The organism is Sporomusa sp. (assembly GCF_057736855.1).
The window spans coordinates 1-2,956 of record NZ_JBYKYF010000340.1 but is presented as its reverse complement, the minus strand read 5'-3'; the positions used below and the strand labels follow the sequence as shown (position 1 = coordinate 2,956).

3 protein-coding genes are annotated in these 2,956 nt (G+C 46.0%); 1 reads left to right on the top strand and 2 read right to left on the bottom strand.

Annotation, left to right across the window (positions count from 1 at the left end; all coding sequences use genetic code 11):
- Positions 1-1,683: DNA topoisomerase 3 (locus AC29Z1_RS15820; protein WP_488272419.1), on the bottom strand; the 1,683-nt coding region annotated here is incomplete at its 3' end.
- Positions 1,684-1,943: 260 nt separating this feature from the next.
- Between AC29Z1_RS15820 and AC29Z1_RS15815 the strand changes: the two genes are divergently transcribed.
- Positions 1,944-2,258 carry a hypothetical protein gene (locus AC29Z1_RS15815; RefSeq protein WP_488272418.1) on the top strand — a complete coding sequence of 105 codons (315 nt, stop codon included), beginning with the start codon at positions 1,944-1,946 and terminating at the stop codon, positions 2,256-2,258.
- Between the two features lie 114 nt (positions 2,259-2,372).
- Here AC29Z1_RS15815 and AC29Z1_RS15810 read toward each other — a convergent pair.
- Positions 2,373-2,956, bottom strand: a 584-nt coding sequence (locus AC29Z1_RS15810; protein ID WP_488272417.1) for a DUF711 family protein, incomplete at its 5' end; no start/stop codon positions are given.

Below are 2,956 nucleotides of genomic sequence, written 5' to 3'. Positions count from 1 at the left end.
CAGCATATCTACCAGCAAATACGCCGGTTCGGTTGGTTTGAGATATTTTCGCTTGGTTTCTTCCCGCAAAAAACCACGGTCAATAAGTTCTTTGATAATGGTGGCACGGGTAGCCTCAGTCCCGATTCCGGCAACATCTTTTAGCTGTTTTTTCAAATCCGGGTTTTTAACATATTTATGAATTTCCTTCATCGCCGCCACTAAGGAAGCTGCCGTAAACCGCCCTGGCGCTTTTGTCGACTTTTTCTCTGCTAAAGCCTCGATAAATCGCACCCTATCGCCTCTATTCATGGCTGGCAGAGTAGCACTGTCGTCCTCTTTCTTATCTTCGGCTTCTGCGCCATAGACTTCTTTCCAGCCCAGCACATTGATCATTCGGCCATTGGCGACAAATTTTTCACCTGCATACTCAAGTTCTGCCCGTGTTTGGTCATAGACATGTACTGGATAAAACTGAGTAATATATGCCTGGGCAATCAGAAAATATATATTTCTCTCTGTTTCACTTAAAGCCGCAAAATTACAGCGTTCCACGGTCGGAATAATAGCATGGTGGGCTGTGATCTTTTTGTCGTTCCAGGCTCGGCTGCGGATCTGGCGGTCAGCCCTGCGAGCCCAGACAGCCAATTCGTTATGCGCCAATCCCGCTAAGTTGGCAAGAATAACAGCCGCATCATCATGTTGCGATTCTGGCAAGAACTCACAGTCAGAACGCGGATACGTAGTTAATTTTTTTTCATACAGTTTCTGCGCGGTGTCTAATACCATCTGCGGGTCATAGCCAAACTTTTTGCCAGCCAACACCTGTAGTGTCGATAACGCTAACGGCAATCGCTGCGGCTCTTTCTTTTCCGTTGTCTCACACAAAATGACTGTCGCTGGTTCGTTAGCAGCTTGTAACTTTTCCAGCAAAGCCTTCGCAATGGCTTTATCGGCTAACCGGCCTTCGCTATCAAGACCTGCCTGCTCCTCCTGCGGTTTCCAATAGGCTGTGAACTTAATGTCAATGTGCTCAAAATCGGCTTTAACAGTAAAGTAATCTGCCGGTTTAAAGTTCTCGATCTCGCGTTCCCGGCGAACCACAAGGGCCAGAGTTGGAGTTTTAACCCTCCCCACCGGCAGCGTCATCCTATGCCCAGCTTGCTGCACTGCCAGGGTATAGGCACGAGATAAATTCATGCCAATTAACCAGTCAGCCCGTGATCTGGCCAACGCTGATTGCTTCAGGTTCTGAAAATCCCGGTTGTCGCGAAGATTGGCAATGGCTTTCTTAATACTTTGTTCATCAAGCGCATTTAACAAAATCCGTAGTACCGGCTTCTGGTTATGTACATAGTCCAGCACTTCATCAATCAACAACTGACCCTCACGATCAGGGTCACCGGCATGTACAATTTCGGTAGCCTGGTCAATCAGGCTTTTAATAATCTCAAATTGCTTTTTACAGGAATCAGCAACAAGCATCTTCCATTCTTGGGGAATAATCGGCAAATCCTCGACTCGCCACTTTTCATACTTAGGATCGTACTCCTCCGGTTCCGCCTGGCGCAAAATATGTCCATAACCCCAGGTAATAACTCCGCCGCCTGTAAGAATATAGCCGTCCTTACGGCTTATCGGTCCTGGCAGACATTTGGCAATTTCTGCTGCCATACTTGGCTTTTCAGCAATATATAACCTCACTTAACTACTGGCCCCTTCCACGCGTAAACACGCATGCCTGTCAACACGTTATGAAAACAAAATCTCTATCTGTCACATAACATGTTTTCCTCATATCTTATTATATTAGCATACAATGCGTTACATCTGCTACCAAAAACATGAGAGGAATAGTAATGCAAATGTGGAATATCCTAAGAGCACTATCTTGCGCGAGATGAAGATTGGCATGACCATCCGGCTTGTATCATAACCCCCAATAATATAAAGGAGATGATCATATGAGTGATAATGTTGTACGCTTTTATGAGGCCCTGGGTTTTGAAGAAACAGAGATCGAAGATAACTTAGTGGTACTGGGTATCGAGCTTACGGACGAAGGTAATTATGCTTTACTTACAGATGATAATGGCCTAATGCCGACAAACCTTAATCAGTCGGTCACCTTTGCGTGTTATACTCCCAATGACTCTTATCTTTGGAACGCCAGCTTCAAAAATTCTGCTGAATTTAAAGAAATCTGGGAGTCAGCAGCTACCATCGAAGAGAAACTAACTGCCATCCGAAAACATCGTGAAGCCAATGAAATATTTTAAATAGTATCGCTAAGAGACATTGCCACGCTAGTTCGCAATGGCCAACGTAAGATGATATAAGTCTTGGTCATTGCGAACGCCAGCGTGGCAATCTAGTTGTCGTTACTCTGCTATTTAGTTGGTTAAGCTGCGGACTGGTGCCGGAATTCTCCCGCCTCGAGCGATAAAATTATCGGATTTAAAGTTGCTGACAGACATGATGGGACTATGACCAAGCAAACCGCCGAATTCAACTCTGTCACCAACGGTTTTACCAGGTACGGGAATAATCCGTACAGCCGTTGTCTTGTTATTAATCATGCCAATGGCTGCTTCGTCAGCAATAATACCTGAAATGGTTGCGGCCGAAGTATCACCAGGTACAGCAATCATATCAAGGCCAACCGAACATACGCAGGTCATGGCTTCCAATTTTTCTAAGGATAAACTGCCACGCTCAACGGCAGCAATCATTCCGGCATCTTCGCTGACAGGGATGAAAGCTCCGCTTAAACCGCCTACATGCGATGATGCCATTAATCCGCCTTTTTTGACGGCATCGTTTAAGAGTGCCAAAGCGGCTGTTGTACCGGGAGCACCACAACTCTCCAAGCCCAGTTCTTCTAGAATGTGGGCTACGCTGTCGCCAACGGCTGGTGTTGGCGCTAAAGACAAATCAACAATCCAAAAAGGATGACCAAGCAGCCGTGCTGCTTCCT

Coding starts and splice junctions, on each gene's coding strand:
- AC29Z1_RS15815 (WP_488272418.1), top strand. CDS start 1,944: ATGAGTGATAATGTTGTACGCTTTTATGAGGCCCTGGGTTTTGAAGAA.